At 69.7% G+C, this 17,343-nt stretch carries 13 protein-coding genes and 1 tRNA gene; 4 read left to right on the forward strand and 10 right to left on the reverse strand.

Going from position 1 to position 17,343, the window contains the following annotated elements; genetic code table 11:
- Positions 1 to 415: DUF554 family protein (locus A6R01_RS09680; protein ID WP_292605294.1), on the forward strand; the 415-nt coding region annotated here is incomplete at its 5' end.
- Between the two features lie 186 nt (positions 416 to 601).
- Positions 602 to 1,873 (forward strand): ABC transporter substrate-binding protein, encoded by a 1,272-nt coding sequence (locus A6R01_RS09685; protein WP_292605296.1) that lies wholly within the window; start codon positions 602 to 604, stop codon positions 1,871 to 1,873.
- 368 nt (positions 1,874 to 2,241) lie between these two features.
- Here A6R01_RS09685 and A6R01_RS09690 read toward each other — a convergent pair whose 3' ends face one another.
- From A6R01_RS09690 to A6R01_RS09710, 5 genes are all read right to left on the reverse strand, one after another.
- Entirely contained in the window at positions 2,242 to 2,985 is a 744-nt protein-coding gene (locus A6R01_RS09690; RefSeq protein WP_292605298.1) for an ABC transporter ATP-binding protein, read from the reverse strand.
- Positions 2,982 to 3,965 carry an ABC transporter ATP-binding protein gene (locus A6R01_RS09695; protein ID WP_292605300.1) on the reverse strand — a complete coding sequence of 328 codons (984 nt, stop codon included), beginning with the start codon at positions 3,963 to 3,965 and terminating at the stop codon, positions 2,982 to 2,984. The genes A6R01_RS09690 and A6R01_RS09695 overlap by 4 nt, the downstream gene beginning before the upstream one ends.
- Positions 3,955 to 4,935 (reverse strand): branched-chain amino acid ABC transporter permease, encoded by a 981-nt coding sequence (locus A6R01_RS09700; RefSeq protein ID WP_292605302.1) that lies wholly within the window; start codon positions 4,933 to 4,935, stop codon positions 3,955 to 3,957. Before A6R01_RS09700 ends, A6R01_RS09695 begins: the two co-directional genes overlap by 11 nt.
- A 9-nt stretch (positions 4,936 to 4,944) precedes the next feature.
- Positions 4,945 to 6,234 (reverse strand): branched-chain amino acid ABC transporter permease, encoded by a 1,290-nt coding sequence (locus A6R01_RS09705; protein WP_292605304.1) that lies wholly within the window; start codon positions 6,232 to 6,234, stop codon positions 4,945 to 4,947.
- A gap of 236 nt (positions 6,235 to 6,470) precedes the next feature.
- Positions 6,471 to 7,082 carry a response regulator gene (locus A6R01_RS09710; RefSeq protein ID WP_292605306.1) on the reverse strand — a complete coding sequence of 204 codons (612 nt, stop codon included), beginning with the start codon at positions 7,080 to 7,082 and terminating at the stop codon, positions 6,471 to 6,473.
- Positions 7,083 to 7,146: 64 nt separating this feature from the next.
- Between A6R01_RS09710 and A6R01_RS09715 the strand changes: the two genes are divergently transcribed.
- Together A6R01_RS09715 and A6R01_RS09720 are read left to right on the forward strand one after the other, a co-directional pair.
- Positions 7,147 to 7,220 (forward strand) — tRNA-Leu (locus tag A6R01_RS09715).
- A gap of 33 nt (positions 7,221 to 7,253) precedes the next feature.
- Positions 7,254 to 7,997: a helix-turn-helix domain-containing protein gene (locus A6R01_RS09720; protein ID WP_366925103.1), complete on the forward strand. Its 744-nt coding sequence runs from the start codon at positions 7,254 to 7,256 to the stop codon at positions 7,995 to 7,997.
- Positions 7,998 to 8,137: 140 nt separating this feature from the next.
- On the opposite strand, the gene pyk is transcribed toward A6R01_RS09720, so the two are convergent.
- The 5 genes from pyk to A6R01_RS09745 form a co-directional block, all read right to left on the reverse strand.
- The gene (gene pyk, locus A6R01_RS09725; RefSeq protein ID WP_292605310.1) at positions 8,138 to 9,598 is read right to left on the reverse strand and encodes a pyruvate kinase; all 1,461 of its coding nucleotides are present in this window, start codon (positions 9,596 to 9,598) and stop codon (positions 8,138 to 8,140) included.
- A 110-nt stretch (positions 9,599 to 9,708) separates the two neighbouring features.
- Positions 9,709 to 11,175: a glutamate synthase subunit beta gene (locus A6R01_RS09730; protein WP_292605312.1), complete on the reverse strand. Its 1,467-nt coding sequence runs from the start codon at positions 11,173 to 11,175 to the stop codon at positions 9,709 to 9,711.
- Positions 11,168 to 15,751 carry a glutamate synthase large subunit gene (gene gltB, locus A6R01_RS09735; RefSeq protein WP_292605314.1) on the reverse strand — a complete coding sequence of 1,528 codons (4,584 nt, stop codon included), beginning with the start codon at positions 15,749 to 15,751 and terminating at the stop codon, positions 11,168 to 11,170. Before gltB ends, A6R01_RS09730 begins: the two co-directional genes overlap by 8 nt.
- A 111-nt stretch (positions 15,752 to 15,862) precedes the next feature.
- A complete protein-coding gene (gene lgt, locus A6R01_RS09740; RefSeq protein ID WP_292605315.1) occupies positions 15,863 to 16,744 on the reverse strand; it encodes a prolipoprotein diacylglyceryl transferase in 882 nt (293 codons plus the stop codon).
- Positions 16,745 to 16,746: 2 nt separating this feature from the next.
- The coding region (locus A6R01_RS09745; protein WP_292605316.1) for an SCO family protein at positions 16,747 to 17,343 on the reverse strand (597 nt) is incomplete at its 5' end.

Consider the following 17,343-nt stretch of genomic DNA (forward strand, 5'->3'; position numbering starts at 1 on the left):
GGACCGGGCACGGTTCGTCGAGGGCTTCGTCATCGCCTCGTTGGTCTTCTGCACCGGTCCGCTCACCATCCTGGGTGCGCTCAACGACGGGCTCGGCAACGGGGCCGACCAGCTGCTGCTGAAGTCGGCCCTCGACGGCTTCGCCGCGATCGCCTTCGCCGCGGCCTTCGGCTGGGGCGTCGCTGCGAGCGTCGTGACCGTCCTGACGGTCCAGGGCACCCTCACGGTGCTGGGGGTCGTCCTCGGCGACGTCCTCCCCGAGGCGCACCTCGCGGCCGTCACCGCCACCGGCGGCGTCCTCCTGGTCGGCGTGGCCATGCGCCTGCTGCGCCTGCGCGAGATCGCGGTGGCCGACCTGCTGCCCGCACTGGTCGTCGCACCGGCCCTCGTCTCGCTGGTCGCCGCGCTGCGCTGAGGACCGGCGGCACCTGGCACACACACCCCCTGAGGCATCAGGGGGCTCCGCTGCCGAATTGTTACGTTTCGGGCACATCCGTGCCTCGGTCCGACAAGGACCCCCGCGGGGACCCTCACTTCACTATGGTGCCTCCAATGCCCGCCTTCCGGGCAGGGAGACAGAAGCGACAGATCCGGAGACCCCATGAAGCGGATGACCCACACGATGCGCCTCGCCGCCGTCGCCTCGGCGACGATGCTGGTGCTGGCTGCGTGCGGTAGCGAGGACAGCAGCAGCGACACCGACACCGACGCCGGGGACGACACCCCGACCACGTCGAACATCGACCTCAAGATCGGGACCGCGCTGCCCCAGACGGGCAACCTCGCGTTCCTCGGCCCCCCGGAGGAGGCGGGCGTCGGCTACGCCGCGTCGCTCATCGAGGAGGCCGACACCGGTCTGAACCTGGAGATCGTCTACGGCGACTCCGGCGACACCGACAACAAGGCCTACGAGTCCGAGATCCCGCGCCTGCTCGGCGAGGACGTCTCGGCCATCATCGGTGCGGCCTCGTCCGGCACCTCGCTGCAGTTCATCGACCAGGTCGTGGACGCCGGCGTCATCCAGTTCTCGCCGGCCAACACCTCCGACGCCTTCACCACCTACGAGGACGACGGCCTCTACTGGCGCACCGCCCCCTCCGACGTGCTGCAGGGGGACGTGCTCGGCAACCTGATCGCCGCCGACGGCGCCGCGACGCTGGGCATGATCGTGCTCAACGACTCCTACGGCACCGGCCTGGCCAAGTACGTCACCGAGGCCTTCGAGGGCGCCGGCGGCGAGGTCGTGGCCATGGAGACCTACAACACCGGTGACACCTCCTTCGACTCGCAGGTGAGCGCGGTGCTGGCGGCCAACCCGGACGCCATCGCCCTGATCACCTTCGAGGAGGTCGCCACCATCCTGCCGAGCCTCTTCGGGGAGTTCCCGTCCGAGAACCTCTACTTCGTGGACGGCAACCTGTCGAACTTCGGCAAGCAGTTCCCGAAGGGCTCGCTGACCGGCGCCAAGGGCACCCTGCCCGGTCTGTCGATCGACTCGCTGAAGGCCTTCACCGACGACCTGAACGCCTACGCCAAGGAGTCGGGCCAGTTCCCGAAGGGCCTCGACGAGTTCAGCTACGCCGCTGAGTCCTTCGACGCGGTCAACCTGATCGCGCTGGCCGCCCTGGCCGCTGGTTCCTCGGACCCCGCGGACATCGCCGGCAAGCTACAGGAGGTCTCCGGTGGCACCGGTGAGGGCGAGAAGTGCACCACCTTCGCCGACTGCGCCGAGATCATCCAGAACGGTGGCACGGCCGACTACGACGGCATCTCCGGTCCGATCACCTTCGACGAGGTGGGCGACCCGCAGGACGCCACGATCGGCATCTACCAGTACGGCGACGACAACACCTACGCCGCCTACACGGGCTGACCAGGGGTCGCTGACCTGACAGCACAGGGCCCGGGTTCCTTCGAGGAACCCGGGCCCTGTTGCATGTCCGGACCCTGACGCCAGGGCCCCGGTCGTGCGCCTCCGCGCGCCGCACCCTCGACCAGCGCCCGAGGGCACGACCGCAGCAGCACAGGAGCACGCTGGAGCACAGGACACCACCCTGGGAGCGACTCCAGGGCCCTGACCCGCACCGTCCCGGTCCTCCAGCACGCCAGAGGGCCCCACGCACAGCGGAGGGCCACGCACAGCAGAGGGCCACGCACAGCAGAGGGCCTCGGGAACCTGTGCGGTTCCCGAAGCCCTCTGCGGCGTCGTACGACGAAGGACCGCCCGAGGGCGGCCGGGTGCTACTTGCCCAGCGTGCCGAGGTACAGCTCGGTGACCTTGGGGTCGTCGAGGAGGTCACGGCCGGTGCCGGTGTGGGCGTCCGTGCCGAGGTCCAGGACGTAGCCACGGTCGCAGATCTGCAGGCAGCGGCGGGCGTTCTGCTCGACCATGATGCAGGTGACGCCGGCCTTGTTGATGTCGGAGACGCGGATGAACGCCTCGTCCTGGCGCACCGGCGAGAGACCCGCGGACGGCTCGTCGAGCAGCAGGACCTTGGGGTCCATCATCAGCGCGCGGCCCATGGCCACCATCTGGCGCTCACCGCCCGACAACGAGCCGGCACGCTGCTTGAGCCGCTTGCCGAGCTCGGCAAAGATGCCGGTGACGAACTCCAGGCGCTCGGAGTAGACCTTGGGGTTCTGGTAGAGCCCCATCTGCAGGTTCTCCTCGATGGTGAGCGAGGGGAACACGTTGTTGGTCTGCGGGATGAACCCCACACCTTTGGCGACCAGCTTGTTGGCCTTGAGGCCGGTGATGTCCTGGCCGTCGAGGGAGATCGTGCCCTCGCGGACCTGGACCATCCCGAAGATCGCCTTCAGCAGCGTCGACTTGCCGGCGCCGTTGGGGCCGATGATGCCGATCAGCTCGCCCTGGTGGGCGGTCAGGGAGCACCCGTTGAGGATGTTGACACCGGGCAGGTAGCCCGCGTGGACGTCGTCGACGAAGACGACCGGCGTCCGGGTCTCGGTGGCGGCGGCACTCATCGCTTCTTCTCCTCGCGCTCCAGCTCGTCGTTGGACTCCTCCTCGATCATGTGCCGCGAGGCGTCGGCGTCGGCGCCGTCGCCGGCCACGCGGCCAGTCACGACACCGAGGTCGACGTCCTGGTGGGCACCGAGGTAGGCGTCGATGACGGCGGGGTCGGACATGACCGTGCTCGGGTCGCCCTCGGCGACGATCTTGCCCTCGGCCATCACGACGACCCAGTCGGCGATGTGGCGGACCATGTGCATGTCGTGCTCGACGAAGAGCACGGTCATCCCCTGCTCCTTCAGGTCGAGGATGTGGTCGAGCAGCGACTGCGTCAGGGCCGGGTTCACACCGGCCATCGGCTCGTCGAGCATGACCAGGGTGGGGTTCGACATCAGCGCACGGGCCATCTCGAGGAGCTTGCGCTGACCACCGGAGAGGCTCGCGGCGTAGTCGTCGACCTTGGCATCGAGCTTGAACCGCACCAGCAGCTCACGCGCGCGCTCCTCGATCTCCTTGTCCTGGCTGCGCCAGGCCGCGGGGAAGAGGCTGGTGAAGAACCGCTCACCACGCTGCTCGGTGGCCCCGAGCTTCATGTTCTCCAGGACGGTGAGCAGGCCCAGCGCCTTGGTGAGCTGGAAGGTGCGCACCAGGCCACGGCGGGCGACCTTGAAGGCCGGCACGCCCGCCAGGGAGCGGTCGTTGAACGACCACTTGCCCTCGTCGGGGGTGTCGAAGCCGGTCAGCAGGTTGAAGAAGGTCGTCTTGCCGGCACCGTTGGGACCGATGAGCGCGGTGATCGCGCCCCGAGGGATCTCCACGTGGTCCACGTCGACGGCGTGCACGCCGCCGAAGGAGCGGCGCACGTTGTCGGCGACGATGATCGGGTCGACCTTCTTGCAGCCAGGGGTGGCCTCACCGACGTGGAGGCCGGTCGTCTTCTCCCGCGGGACCAGCGTCGGCGGTCCGGACTGGGACGAGGCGTCACTTGACAAAGGTCATCTCCTTCTTGTTGCCCAGGATGCCCTGGGGCATGAAGATCACCAGCAGCATCAGGCCCACGCCGACGAGGATGAACCTCACCATTCCTGCCTGGTTGGCGGTCATGAAGGGCAGCACGCCGGCGTCGACGAGGGCCGGCATCAGGTTGCTGAGGAAGAACTGCAGCACCCAGAAGATCACTGCGCCGAGCACCGGACCGAACACCGTCGCCGCACCGCCGAGCAGCACGATCGTGTAGACGAAGAAGGTCAGCGAGGTCACGTAGACGCCGGGGCTGGCGTTGGAGCCCAGGGTGTAGACGATGCCGCCGGCGGCGATGATCACGCCACCGATGATCAGGGCCTGCATCTTGTAGGCGAAGACGTTCTTGCCCAGGGCGCGCACCGCGTCCTCGTCCTCGCGGATGCCGCGCAGGACACGGCCCCACGGGCTGCGCATCATGGCCCAGACCAGCAGGACGGCGAGCGCCAGCAGGACGATGCCGATGACGATCGGCCACAGCTCGTTCTGGTTGAACTGCCACGGGCCGAAGCCGTACTCCCCGTCGGGGATCGGGTTCGCGGCCTGGAAGTCACCGGAGTAGCCGTACAGGCCGTCGGCGGAGCCGGTGACCTCCTCGAAGGCCACGGTGAGCAGCAGCAGGCGCAGCACCTCGGCCGCGGCGATCGTGACGATCGCGAGGTAGTCACCGCGCAGTCGCAGCGTCGGGACGCCGAGGATCATCGCGAAGACGACCGCGGCGAGCAGCGCGACGATCGCGGCCAGCCACCACGGGAAGCCGAAGGTGAGGATGGAGATCGCGTAGCCGTAGGCACCGACGGCCATGAAGCCGGCGACACCCATGTTGAGCAGGCCGGCCTGTCCGAAGTGGACACCCAGACCGAGTGCTGCGAGGGCGTAGGCGATCGTCGTCGTCGAGATGATCGACGAAGCCGATTGGTTGAAGATCTGACCCCAGTCCATGGCGGGCTCCTATCCGATTCTCTCGCGCCGACCGAGGATGCCCTGGGGCCGGACCAGCAGGATGATGATGAGGATGGCCAGGGCGGATGCGAACCGCAGGTCGGCCGGGATGAACAGGCTCGAGGTCTCGACGATGATGCCGATGATCAGCGCACCGATCAGGGCGCCGAAGGCGGTGCCGAGACCACCGAGCGTCACGGCCGCGAACATCAGCAGCAGCACCTGGGTGCCCATGTCCCACTTGATGCCGGGCCGGTAGTAGGCGTAGAGGACGCCGGCGAGACCGGCGAGCGCCGAGGCGAGGATCCACACGACCCGGACGACGAAGTCGACGTCGATGCCCGAGGCAGAGGCGAGCCCCGGGTTGTCGGAGATCGCACGGGTGGCCTTGCCGAGCCGGGAGTAGGTCAGCCACAGGGCGAAGGCGACGATCACGATGATCGCGATGACCATGGAGACGATGTCGACCTTGGTCATCCGGATCGGGCCGATGATGTCGATCTTCTGCGGGGTCGAGCCCGGGAGCTGCTCGGTGCCGCCGCCGATGAAGTACTGGAAGATGTAGCGGATCGCCAGCGAGAGGCCGATGCTCACGATCATCAGCTGCACGACGCCGACCGAGCGGTGGCGCAGCGGACGCCAGATCACCGCGTCCATCGCCAGCCCGAGCAGGCCGCTGAGCAGCACCGCCAGTGGCAGCGCGATCCACAGCGAGGCACCGATGAAGGCCGTGCCGCCGAGCCACAGGGCGATCACGGCTCCGAAGGTGACCATCTCGCCGTGGGCGAAGTTGGAGATGCCGGTGGTGCCGAAGACCAGCGAGAGGCCGACCGAGGCGAGCCCCAGCATGAGGCCGAAGTTGATGCCCTGGACCAGGCGCTGGACGAGCTGCGTGGCGAAGGCGCTGGACTCGCGATCACCCTCGCCGATGAAGAAGTTGACCGCCTTCGGTGCGAACGGCACGTTCGGCGTGACCTCCTTGGTCTCCGGCGTGTCGTCCTCGGGGTCGTCCAGCGTGATGCCCTCGGGGAGCGTGTCGACGTCGAGGACGACGGTGTACTCCGCCGACTCCGGGACGCTGACCTGCCACTGGCCGCGGGGACCGGTCTCCACCGTCTGCGGCCCACCGGGACCGTCGACGGTGATGGAGACACCCTCGATGGCCTCGCCCTCGTTCTGGACGTTGCCGGCGATCTTGAACGGGTCGCCCTCCGCCGCGACGGCGGGTCCGCCGCCGAGCAGCGTGGCCAAGCCCAGTGCGAGCAGCAGCATGGTCGCGATGCGCCAGACGGCGGACACTCCCGACCTGGTCGTGGGTCTCATTGGGCTCTTGGTCCTCCATGCCTCTCGACGTCTGTGTCGCACTGCGTCAGGGACGCTAGTGGTGGCACGTGTCCCCGAGGTTTCGGCCACCGCCAGCGAACGCTACACGCAGCGAGCCGCTCCCGCGGGCGTCCGGAGGAAGGCGCCGCGATCGGGTCGTGCTCGTGCCCGGATCGTTACGTGAGGCTCTGCCGAGAGGGGTTCTGAAACCCCTACTCGGCCGGGCCGGCGATGCCGGGACCGTGCGAGATGACGCCCTCGGCGACCTGCTTCATCGACAGACGCAGGTCCATCGCGGTCTTCTGGATCCACCGGAACGCCTCGGGCTCGGTGAGGCTCAGCTGCTCCTGCAGCACGCCCTTGGCGCGGTCGACGACCTTGCGGGTCTCGAGGCGCTCCTTGAGGTCGGCCACCTCTGACTCGACGGCCGCGAGCTCGGCGAACCTGCTCACCGCCATCTCGATCGCCGGCACCAGGTCGGACTTGGAGAACGGCTTGACCAGGTAGGCCATCGCCCCGGCGTCGCGGGCCCGCTCGACCAGCTCGCGCTGGGAGAAGGCGGTGAGCACGATGACCGGCGCGATCCGCTGCCCCGCGATCGACTCCGCCGCCGAGATCCCGTCGAGGACCGGCATCTTGACGTCGAGGATGACCAAGTCGGGGCGCAGCTCCTCGGCCAGCTCGATGGCCCGGGCACCGTCGCCGGCCTGGCCGACGACGTCGTAGCCCTCCTCCCCCAGCATCTCGGCGAGGTCCATGCGGATCAGCACCTCGTCCTCGGCGATGACGACGGTGCGGGGTGCCGGTGCAGCAGGCTGGGTCACGCCCGACAGGGTAGGGCACTGGCGGCCCGGCGCAGCAGACTCGGGTAGCCTTCGCAGGCGTCAGGCCCCGATATTCCAATTGGCAGAGAAGGCGGATTCAAAACCCGCACAGTGTGGGTTCGAGTCCCACTCGGGGCACCGAGTGTCGGCGGTCGCCGAGATGCTGTGGTGATGCATCCCGCGGCGACCAGGCTCGAAGCGGTCGCACTCGTGCGATCAGGACACACCGTGTCCTCCGTTGCCCGTCAACTGGCCCTGCCGGCCAGCACGGTTCGGGACTGGGTCACCGGGAGGACCACCGGTCCACTCGATGAGTGCCCGCGCTGCACCGGGGCTTCCGTCCCGGAGGGTCCCTACGCTGCCCTGCTGGGCTACTACCTGGGCGACGGGTGCATCAGTCATGCCCCGCGCTACGACGTCCTGCGCATCTCCTGCGACGCCAGGCTTCCCGGCATCGTCGCTGGCGTCAGCCAGGTGCTGCGCGAGGTGCGCCCCACGGGCAAGGTGTTCCACGTCTCCGGACCAGGAACGATCGTCGTCCAGGGGCACTGGAAGCACTGGACCTGCCTGTTCCCCCAGCACGGCCCCGGTCGCAAGCACGAGCGGGTCATCGCTCTCGAGCCGTGGCAGCAGGAGATCGTCGAGCGGCACCCGGGCCCCTTCCTCCGCGGGCTCTTCCACTCCGACGGGTGCCGCGCGCACAACTGGACGACCCGTCGGGTCGGTGGCGAGCCGAAGCGCTACGAATACCCGCGCTGGCAGTTCTCCAACCGGTCCGAGGACATCCTCGGCCTGTGCACGTGGGCGCTGGACCTGGTCGACGTCCCGTGGCGCCGCAGCGGTCGATGGTGCGTGAGCGTGTCCCGCCGCGCGGGGGTCGCACGCCTGGACGAGCTGGTGGGCCCCAAGCGCTGATCCCCGCTCAGGGGCGCCGGTTGTCCGGCGTCCCTGAGTGCGTGGAGTGCGCGCATCGCAACGCGGAGGCGCGAAGGCGGCCTTCGAGCGGAGCGGGCCGTCGAGCGCCGACAACGCGGCGAGGTGCGTGCTCCACGTGTTCAGGGACGCCGGTACGCCGGGGCGACGCCATTGATGGCGTCACCCATCTTGTGGATGCGCAGCGCGTTGGTGGAGCCGGGGATGCCCGGCGGGGCGCCGGCGATGATCACCACGAGGTCGCCCTCCTGGACCCGGCCGATCTGGAGCAGCTGCTCGTCGACCTGGCGCACCATCTCGTCGGTGTGCTCGACCTCGGTGGTCTTGAAGGTCTCGATCCCCCACGACAGCGACAACTGCGAGCGGACCTTGTCCTCGGGGGTGAAGGCGAGCAGGGGCACGGGGCCGCGCAGCCGCGACATCCGGCGGGCGGAGTCACCGGACTGGGTGAACGCGACGACGTACTTCGCGTGCACCCGCTCCGCGACCTCGGCCGCCGCCTTGGCGATCACGCCGGACTTGGTGTGCGGGTCCCAGTCGATGGCGTCCAGCCCGGTCTCGTGGGCGCTCTCGAGGGCGTGCAGCTCGGTGGCGGAGATGATGCGCGCCATCGTCTCGACCGTGTGGACGGGGTACTCGCCCACGCTCGTCTCGCCCGAGAGCATCACGGCGTCCGCACCGTCGAGGACCGCGTTGGCGACGTCGGAGGCCTCGGCACGCGTCGGCTGCGGGTTGCCGATCATCGACTCCAGCATCTGGGTGGCGACGATGACGGGCTTGGCGTTGAGGCGCGCCTTGCGGATGACCTGCTTCTGCAGGAACGGCACCTCCTCCAGCGGGCACTCCACGCCGAGGTCGCCACGCGCGACCATGAAGCCGTCGAACGCGGCGATCACCTCGTCGAGGTTGTCGATGGCCTGGGGCTTCTCGATCTTGGCGATGACGGGCACCAGCACGCCCACCTCGCGCATGATGCGGCGCACGTCCTCGGCGTCCTTGGCGTCGCGCACGAAGGACAGCGCGACGAAGTCGACGCTCAGCGACAGCGCGAAGCGCAGGTCCGCCTCGTCCTTGGCCGAGAGTGCCGGCACGGAGACGGCGACGCCGGGCAGGTTGATGCCCTTGTTGTTGCTGACCCGACCGCCGACGAGCACCTCGCAGCGCACGTCGGTGTCGCCGACCTCGAGGACCCGCAGGCGGATCTTGCCGTCGTCGATGAGGATCGGGTCACCGACCGAGACGTCGCCGGGCAGGCCCTTGTAGGTGGTGCCGCAGACCTCGGCGTCGCCGGGCACGTCGCGGGTGGTGATGACCCACTCCTGACCGCGCCTCAGGTGGGCCGAACCCTCCGCGAAGGTCTCCAGGCGGATCTTGGGGCCCTGGAGGTCGGCGAAGATGCCGACCCCGTGGCCGCTGGCGTCGGAGGCCTCGCGGACCAGGCGGTAGGACTCCGCGTGGTCCTCGTGGCTGCCGTGGCTCATGTTCAGCCGGGCGACGTCCATCCCGGCGTACACGAGCTCTCGGATGCGCCGGGGCGACGCCGTTGCCGGCCCCAGCGTGCAGACGATCTTGGCTCTACGCACGGTCCCACCCTAGCGGACCTTGGATCGATCAAAGGGTGGGAGCGGCCGAGCCGGCGCATCTTTCCGTGCGCGCTGCACGCAAGGATGCGCCGGCTCGGCGAGGGACCTGCTCAGACCACCAGCGGGCGGTCGGTCGGCTTCACCGGCGCGGGCAGCGCGGTGTCGCCGGTGAGGAACGCGTCGACGTACGACGCAGCCGCACGGCCCTCGGCGATCGCCCAGACGATCAGCGACTGGCCGCGGCCGGCGTCGCCGGCCACGAAGACGCCGGGCCTGGAGGACTGGTAGTCCGAGCCCCGCTGCACGTTGCCACGCTCGTCGAGGTCGACCCCGAGCTGCTCGACCAGGCCGGGCTTCTCCGGACCGAGGAAGCCCATGGCGAAGAGCACCAGCTGCGCCGGGATCTCGCGCTCGGTGCCCTCGACCTCGGTCAGCTTGCCGTCGACGAACTCGACCTCGACCAGCTTCAGCGCCCGGACGTTGCCCTCGTCGTCGCCGAGGAACTCCTTGGTCGAGACGCTGTAGACGCGCTCGCCACCCTCCTCGTGCGCCGAGGAGACGCGGTAGGTCATCGGGTACGTCGGCCACGGCTGTCCCGAGGGACGCGCCTCGGGCGGGCGCGGCATGATCTCCAGCTGCGTGATCGAGCGCGCGCCCTGGCGGATCGACGTGCCGAGGCAGTCGGCGCCGGTGTCACCGCCACCGATGATGACGACGTCCTTGTCGGTGGCCATGATCTGGCCCTCGACGGTCTCACCGAGCGAGGAGCGGTTGGCCTGCGGCAGGAACTCCATCGCCTGGTGGATGCCGCCGAGCTCGCGACCGGTGGCCGGGAGGTCCCGGGGCTCGGTGGCGCCCATGGCGAGCACGACGGCGTCGTAGCGGTCGACCAGCTTGTCGCCGGTCAGCTCGCCGCCGACCTCGACGCCGGCCCGGAAGACGGTGCCCTCACGGCGCATCTGGTCCAGGCGCCGGTCGAGGTGCTTCTTCTCCATCTTGAACTCGGGGATGCCGTAGCGCAGCAGCCCACCGATCTTGTCGGCGCGCTCGTAGACGGCCACCGTGTGACCGGCCCGCGTCAGCTGCTGGGCGGCAGCCAGGCCGGCGGGACCCGAACCCACCACGGCGACGGTCTTGCCCGAGAGCCACTCCGGCGGCTGGGGCCGCACGAAGCCGGACTCCCACGCCTTGTCGATGATCGAGACCTCGACGTTCTTGATGGTCACCGCGTCCTGGTTGATGCCCAGCACGCAGGCGGTCTCGCAGGGGGCCGGGCACAGGCGACCGGTGAACTCCGGGAAGTTGTTGGTCGCGTGCAGGCGCTCGATGGCGCCCTCCCAGTCATCACGCCAGACCAGGTCGTTCCACTCCGGGATGATGTTGCCCAGCGGGCAGCCCTGGTGGCAGAACGGGATGCCGCAGTCCATGCAGCGGCCCGCCTGCGGCGTGATGATCGGCAGCAGCGCGCGGCCGATGCCGTCGGGGTAGACCTCGTCCCAGTCCTTGACCCGCTCGTCGACGGGACGCCGGGTCGCGACCTGGCGTCCCTCCTTCAGGAATCCCTTCGGATCAGCCATGGAGGGCCTCCATCATCTTCTGAGCGGTCTCGTTCTCGTCCAGGCCGTCGGCCTCGGCCTTCGCCTTGGCCTCCAGCACGATCCGGAAGTCGCGGGGCATGATCTCGGTGAAGCGGGTGAGCGAGCTCTCCCAGTCCTCGAGCAGCTCCGCGGCGACCTCGGACCCGGTCTCCTCCAGGTGCGCGCGGACCAGGCCCTCGAGCTCGACGGCGGCCTGGTCCTTGACCGGGCCGAGCTCCACGAGCTCCTTGTTGACGCGGAAGTCTTTGAGGTCCAGGACCCAGGCGATGCCACCGGACATGCCGGCCGCGAAGTTGCGACCGGTCTTGCCCAGCACCACCAGGCGGCCGCCGGTCATGTACTCGGCGGCGTGGTCGCCCACGCCCTCGGTCACGACCCAGGCACCGGAGTTGCGCACGCAGCAGCGCTCGCCGACCCCGCCCCGGATGAAGATGTTCCCCGAGGTGGCGCCGTAGGCGATCGTGTTGCCGGCGATGATCTGCTCGTGGGAGCGGAACGGCGCCGACCGGTCGGGCCGGACCACGATGCGGCCACCCGAGAGCCCCTTGCCGACGTAGTCGTTGCTGTCGCCCTCCAGGCGCAGGGTGATGCCCTTGGGCACGAACGCACCGAACGACTGACCGGCCGAGCCGGTGAACGTCAGGTCGATGGTGCCCTCGGGCAGGCCCTCACCGCGGTACTTCTTGGTCACCTCGTGACCCAGGATCGTGCCGACGGTGCGATTGACGTTGCGGATCGGGAGCTGGGCGCGCACGGGCTCGCCCTTCTCGATCGCCGGCTGGCACAGCGGCACCAGCTCGGTGACGTCGAGGGAGACCTCCAGCGCGTGGTCCTGCTCCTTGGTGCAGCGCAGGTCCTGGTCGGGGAAGGCCGACCCGTCCGGCACGTGCAGGATCGGGCTCAGGTCCAGGCCGTGGGCCTTCCAGTGGTCGACCGCGGGCTGCACGTCGAGCGCGGCGACCTGGCCGATGGCCTCGTCCAGGGTCCGGAAGCCGAGCTCGGCGAGGTACTCGCGCACCTCCTCGGCGATGTACTCGAAGAAGTTCACGACGTACTCGGCCTTGCCGGAGTAGCGCTCGCGCAGGACGGGGTTCTGCGTCGCGACGCCCACGGGGCAGGTGTCGAGGTGGCAGACCCGCATCATGATGCAGCCGGAGACCACGAGCGGGGCCGTGGCGAAGCCGTACTCCTCGGCACCGAGCAGCGCGGCGACGACCACGTCACGACCGGTCTTGAGCTGGCCGTCGGTCTGCACGACGATCCGGTCGCGCAGCCCGTTGAGCAGCAGGGTCTGCTGGGTCTCGGCCAGGCCGAGCTCCCAGGGGCCGCCCGCGTGCTTGAGCGAGGTCAGCGGCGAGGCACCGGTGCCGCCGTCGTGGCCGGAGATGAGGACCACGTCGGCGTGCGCCTTGGACACACCCGTCGCGACCGTGCCGACGCCGACCTCGGAGACCAGCTTCACATGGACGCGGGCGCTGGGGTTGGCGTTCTTCAGGTCGTGGATCAGCTGGGCGAGATCCTCGATCGAGTAGATGTCGTGGTGCGGCGGCGGGCTGATCAGGCCCACGCCCGGCGTGGAGTGCCGGGTCTTGGCCACCCACGGGTAGACCTTGTGGCCGGGCAGCTGACCGCCCTCGCCGGGCTTGGCGCCCTGGGCCATCTTGATCTGGATGTCGTCGGAGTTGGTGAGGTACTCCGACGTCACGCCGAAGCGGCCGCTGGCGACCTGCTTGATCGAGCTGCGGCGCTCCGGGTCGTAGAGACGCTCGGGGTCCTCGCCGCCCTCGCCGGTGTTGGACTTGCCGCCCAGCCGGTTCATCGCGATCGCGAGGGTCTCGTGCGCCTCCTGGCTGATCGAGCCGTAGGACATCGCACCGGTCGAGAACCGCTTGACGATCTCGGAGACCGGCTCGACCTCCTCGATCGGGATCGGCTGGCGACCGGTGCTGCCGGCGTCCTTGAACCTGAACAGCCCGCGCAGGGTCATCAGCCGCTCGGACTGCTCGTCGACGCGCGAGGTGTACTGCTTGAACACGTCGTAGCGCCCGGCACGGGTGGAGTGCTGGAGACGGAAGACGGTCTCGGGGTCGAACAGGTGGGGCTCGCCCTCGCGACGCCACTGGTACTCGCCGCCGATGGTGAGCTCGCGGTGCGCCGGGCTGATGCCGCCGCGCGGGTACGCCGTGCGGTGCCGCATCGCGACCTCCTCGGCGATCACGTCGAGCTCGATGCCGCCGAGCTTGGACGTCGTGCCGGTGAAGTAGCGGTCCACCAGGGTCTGCGAGAGCCCGACGGCCTCGAAGATCTGCGCACCGGTGTAGGAGGCCACCGTGGAGACGCCCATCTTGGACATCACCTTGAGCACGCCCTTGCCCAGCGCCTTGACGAGGTTCTTGACCGCGACCTCGGGGTCGGCCTTGACGTAGTAGCCCTCACGCGCGAGGTCCTCGACGGACTCCATCGCGAGGTAGGGGTTGACCGCCGCAGCGCCGTAGCCGACCAGGAGGGCCACGTGGTGGACCTCGCGCACGTCGCCGGCCTCGATGAGCAGGCCGACCTGGGTGCGGGTCTTCTCGCGCACCAGGTGGTGGTGCACGGCTGCGGTGAGCAGCAGCGACGGGATCGGCGCCAGGTCGGCGGTGGAGTGCCGGTCCGAGAGCACGATGATGCGCGCACCGTCGGCGATCGCGGCGCTGACCTCGGCGCAGATCTCGTCGATCCGCGCGGCCATCGCCGCTCCCCCGCCCTCGACGTCGTAGAGGCCGCGCGAGACGTGGGTGATGAAGCCGGGCATGTCGCCGTCACGGTTGATGTGACGGATCTTGGCCAGGTCGTCGTTGGAGATGACCGGGAAGGGCAGCACCACCTGCCGGCACGAGGCCGGCGTCGGCTCGAGGAGGTTGGCCTCGGGACCGATGGTGCCGTTGAGCGAGGTGACGAGCTCCTCGCGGATCGCGTCCAGCGGCGGGTTGGTCACCTGGGCGAACAGCTGGGCGAAGTAGTCGAAGATCAGCCGCGGCTTGTCCGACAGCGCCGCGATCGGGGTGTCGGTGCCCATCGAGCCGATGGGCTCCGCGCCGGTGTTGGCCATCGGCGTGAGGAGGACGCGCAGCTCCTCCTCGGTGTAGCCGAAGACCTGCTGACGACGCGTGACCGAGGCGTGGGTGTGCACGACGTGCTCGCGCTCGGTGATGTCGTCGAGGTGCACCAGGCCGGCGTGCAGCCACTCGTCGTAGGGGTGCTCGGACGCGAGCTGGGACTTGATCTCCTCGTCCTCGACGATCCGGTGCTGCTCGGTGTCGACGAGGAACATCCGGCCCGGCTGGAGGCGGCCCTTGCGGACCACGGTGGCCGGGTCGAGGTCGAGCACGCCGACCTCGGAGGCCAGGACGACCAGGCCGTCGTCGGTGACCCAGTAGCGCGAGGGGCGCAGGCCGTTGCGGTCGAGGACCGCGCCGATCTGGTCGCCGTCGGTGAAGACGACGCAGGCCGGCCCGTCCCACGGCTCCATGAGGCTGGCGTGGAACTCGTAGAAGGAGCGACGGGCGTCGTCCATCTCGGTGTGGTTCTCCCAGGCCTCCGGGATCATCATCAGCACCGAGTGCGGCAGCGAGCGGCCGCCCATGTGCAGCAGCTCGAGCACCTCGTCGAAGGAGGCGGAGTCCGACGCACCGGGGGTGCAGATCGGGTAGAGCCGCTCGAGGTCCCCGGGGATGAGGTCGGAGGACAGCAGCGCCTCGCGCGCCCGCATCCAGTTGCGGTTGCCCATGACGGTGTTGATCTCACCGTTGTGGGCGATGAAGCGGAACGGGTGGGAGAGCGGCCAGCTCGGGAAGGTGTTGGTCGAGAAGCGCGAGTGCACGACGGCCAGCGCGGACGCGACGCGCTCGTCGACCAGGTCGGGGAAGAAGTTGTCGAGCTGGTCGGTGGTGAGCATGCCCTTGTAGGCCATGGTCCGCGAGGACAGCGACGGGAAGTAGACGTCGGTCTCGCGCTCGGCGCGCTTGCGCAGGCAGAAGGCCATCCGCTCCAGCTGCATGCCGGTCACGCGCTGCGTGGCGCCGGCGACGAAGAGCTGGCGGAAGGTCGGCATGACGCCGAGCGCGGTCGCGCCGAGGATCGAGGGGTCGGTGGGGACGTCGCGCCACCCGAGGACCGCGAGACCCTCCTCGGCGGCGATCTCCTCGATGCGGGCCACCTGCGTGGCGACCTGCTCCTCGTCCCCCGGGAGGAAGGCGGTGCCGACGGCGTAGGAGTACTGCGGCGGGAGCTCGATGCCGAGCTCGGCCGTCACCTCGCGCAGGAAGGCGTCGGGCACCTGCATGAGGATGCCGGCGCCGTCGCCGGAGTTCGGCTCCGCGCCCGCGGCACCACGGTGCTCGAGGTTGCGCAGAGCGGTCAGTGCCTTGGCCACGATGTCGTGGCTGGCGACGCCGGTCAGGGTCGCGACGAAGGCCACGCCACACGCATCGTGCTCGTGGCGGGGGTCGTAGAGCCCTTGGGGCGGCGGGAATGCGTGCTGATAGGGCACCGGGCGTTCTCCCGTCGTCGTCATGCCGGACGGATCTCCCGCCGGCATACATCGGTGTGAACTCAAGCGTTCGGGTGCAGGGGACGACATTGGCCCACGCGCGGAGCCGTCAGATTACCACCGAGTTTCGCGGCCTCAGTCGCCGGCGGCGTCCGGGACGAGGGATGAGACGTGGCGGTCGGTGTAGACGGCCTCGTCCCGGCCCGGGTGGCGGCGCGCCGACCACACGACGTACGCCGCTGCGGCCAGGAACAGCACGATCGAGGTCCACACGTTGAAGCGCAGGCCCGCGACGTCGGCGAGCTCGACGTCGTCGATGCGCAGCATCTCGATCCAGCCGCGTCCGGCGGTGTAGAGCATGACGTAGGCCGCCATCACCCGTCCGTGACCGAGCCGGAACCGCCGGTCGAGCCAGATGAGCAGCGCGAACGCCGCGAGGTTCCACAGGCACTCGTAGAGGAAGGTGGGGTGGAAGGTGGTCCCGAGGGGGAAGGTGAGGTCTCCCGGCCAGTTGCGCGGGTCGATCTCCAGGCCCCACGGCAGGTCGGTGGGCCGGCCGTAGAGCTCCTGGTTGAACCAGTTGCCCCAGCGTCCCAGCGCTTGCGCGACCAGCACCCCCGGCGCGATCGCGTCGAGGACAGGTGCGATGCGGATGCCCTTGGCGCGGGCGCCGAGGTAGACCCCCAGCGCACCCATGGCGATGCCGCCCCAGACCCCGAGGCCGCCCTTCCAGAGGTAGAGCGCCTCCCACGGGTTCCCACCGTCGCCGAAGTAGCGGCCGGCGTCGGTGGCGACGTGGTAGGCGCGGGCGCCGACCAGGCCGAACGGCACCGCCCAGATGGCCAGGTCCTGGATCTCACCGGCCTCGCCGCCGCGGGCCACCCAGCGGCGTTCGGCGATCCAGATCGCGGCGACGATGCCGGCGATGATGGACAGCGCATAGCCGCGCAGCGGCAGGGGCCCGAGGTACCACGTGCCCTCGGCCGGGCTCGGGATGGACAGCACGTCGAGGACCACGGTCAGCTCCTGAGCAGAAGGTCGATGTCGGCGGCGAGGTCGGCCGAGGAGACGTCCTGCCGCCAGAAGGCGGGGGCGCGCCCCTCCCCGTCGACGGCGATGACCTGAGAGCCGTGGCTGCCGAGGTCGTAGCCGCCCGAGGCCAGCTCCTCCGCGTCGGCGACGAAGATGCCGACGCTGTCGCCCAGGGCCTCGACGTCCTCCAGGTCACCGGTGAGACCGACCGCAGTGGGGTCGTAGCCGTCGAGGTAGCGGCGGATCGTCTCGGCGTCGTCGCGCGGTGGGTCGGTGGTGACGAACACCAGCTGCACCTGGTCGCGGTCCTCCGGGTCGAGCCGGGTGAGGGCGGGCGTGCGGTCGGGCTGGGTGACGATCGCCTGCATCTGGCGCAGCACGCCGGCCTCGTCGATCCCGCGCTCCCAGGTGTCGCGGGCCTTCGCGCGCAGCTCGTCCTCGTCGGTCAGCCGGTACGTGACCGTGAACGTCCCCTGCCGGGAGGCCGACGGGATGATGTCGGCCACGACCGAGCCGGGGAGCGTCCCGGTGACGGAGGTGAGCACGTCGCGGCCGTCGCGCGACTGGTCGCCCGTCTTCAGGTC

The sequence above is a fragment of the Nocardioides sp. REDSEA-S30_B4 genome, assembly GCF_001627265.1.
Lineage (GTDB): Bacteria > Actinomycetota > Actinomycetes > Propionibacteriales > Nocardioidaceae > Nocardioides.

Bases quoted from the DNA above. Each gene is read 5' to 3' on its own strand.
- A6R01_RS09730 (WP_292605312.1), bottom strand. From the start codon at position 11,175: ATGGCTGATCCGAAGGGATTCCTGAAGGAGGGACGCCAGGTCGCGACC.
- A6R01_RS09720 (WP_366925103.1), top strand. From the start codon at position 7,254: ATGCATCCCGCGGCGACCAGGCTCGAAGCGGTCGCACTCGTGCGATCA.
- A6R01_RS09685 (WP_292605296.1), top strand. From the start codon at position 602: ATGAAGCGGATGACCCACACGATGCGCCTCGCCGCCGTCGCCTCGGCG.
- A6R01_RS09700 (WP_292605302.1), bottom strand. From the start codon at position 4,935: ATGGACTGGGGTCAGATCTTCAACCAATCGGCTTCGTCGATCATCTCG.
- A6R01_RS09690 (WP_292605298.1), bottom strand. From the start codon at position 2,985: ATGAGTGCCGCCGCCACCGAGACCCGGACGCCGGTCGTCTTCGTCGAC.
- gltB (WP_292605314.1), bottom strand. From the start codon at position 15,751: ATGACGACGACGGGAGAACGCCCGGTGCCCTATCAGCACGCATTCCCG.